Source organism: Acinetobacter sp. V2 (genome assembly GCF_001188385.1).
Taxonomy (GTDB): domain Bacteria; phylum Pseudomonadota; class Gammaproteobacteria; order Pseudomonadales; family Moraxellaceae; genus Acinetobacter; species Acinetobacter oleivorans.
On record NZ_JZFB01000001.1, the window covers coordinates 490,886 to 492,428 of the forward strand.

The 1,543-nt window shown below is 41.2% G+C and carries 1 protein-coding gene; it reads left to right on the forward strand.

Annotated elements, in window-relative coordinates:
- Positions 1-1,543, forward strand: a 1,543-nt coding sequence (locus tag UC75_RS19805; protein WP_228137025.1) for a DEAD/DEAH box helicase, incomplete at both ends; no start/stop codon positions are given.

The window sequence follows — 1,543 nt, forward strand, 5'->3', positions numbered from 1 at the left end:
GAACAATTTCAAACGAGTCAGTTTGCGATTGCTATTACAAATGCACCGCTCGACCGTGGCTTACTTTTAACAGACCAATTAACGGTTATTTCAGAAAATCAGTTATATGAACATCGGGTAGTTCAGCGTCGTCGTAAACGTCAGCAAGAAGTTTCAGAAGAGTTCTTAATTCGAAGTTTGACTGAACTCAGTATTGATGCCCCAGTTGTTCATATTGATCATGGTGTGGGACGTTACGCAGGATTAGTTACTCTAGCAATTGAAGGGCAAGATTATGAATTCTTGCAACTCAATTATGCTGAAGGGGCAAAAGTTTATGTTCCTGTGACTAATTTGCATCTTATCAGTCGCTATAGTGGTGGCGATCCCGATCTAGCGCCACTTCATAAAATTGGAAGTGATGCGTGGAGTAAAGCTAAACGTAAAGCTTTAGAACAAATTCATGATGTTGCAGCGGAATTATTACATATACAAGCACGTCGTCATTCAAAACCTGGTTTTGGTTTCGAACTCGATCAATCGCTTTATATGCAATTTGCCAGTGGATTTGCCTACGAAGAAACGCTCGATCAGGCGAATGCTATTGAAGCGACGCTTCACGATATGCAGCAAGCTAGACCTATGGATCGACTTGTTTGTGGTGATGTAGGTTTTGGTAAAACTGAAGTGGCAATGCGAGCCGCGTTTGTTGCTGTGCAAAATGGCAAGCAAGTTGCTGTTTTAGTGCCTACGACTTTACTTGCACAACAACATTATGAATCTTTTAAAGATCGTTTTGCTGATTGGCCTGTGCGTATAGAAGTGCTATCACGCTTTGGCTCAAGTAAAACCCATACAAAAAATATTGAAGATTTAATTGCTGGTAAAGTCGATATTGTGGTGGGAACACATAAACTTTTACAAGAAAATGTGCAATTTAAAGATCTGGGCCTAATGGTAGTCGATGAAGAACATCGATTCGGTGTGCGTGATAAAGAGCGTATCAAAGCATTACGAGCAGATGTAGATATGTTGACGCTTACAGCAACACCAATCCCGCGAACTTTAAATATGGCTTTTTCGGGAATGCGTGATCTATCTATCATTGCTACACCGCCAGCCCGTCGTTTAGCTGTTAAAACCTTTGTGCAAGAGCATACAGAAGCCTCTGTGAAAGAAGCGATTTTGCGTGAGTTACTACGTGGTGGCCAAGTATATTTCTTACACAATGAAGTCGATACGATTGAACGGGCTGCTGAAAACATCCGTGTTCTTGTACCTGAAGCTCGTGTGGCCGTTGCTCATGGACAAATGAGAGAAAGAGAGCTCGAACAAGTGATGCAGCAGTTCTATCACAAAGAGTTTAACGTATTGGTATGTTCAACCATTATTGAAACAGGAATTGATGTTCCAAATGCCAATACAATTTTGATAGAAAGAGCCGATAAACTTGGTTTGGCTCAATTACATCAATTACGTGGACGTGTAGGGCGTTCACATCACCAAGCTTATGCTTATTTGTTAGTTCCATCTATAAAGCACTTGAAGGGTGATGCAGAAAAGC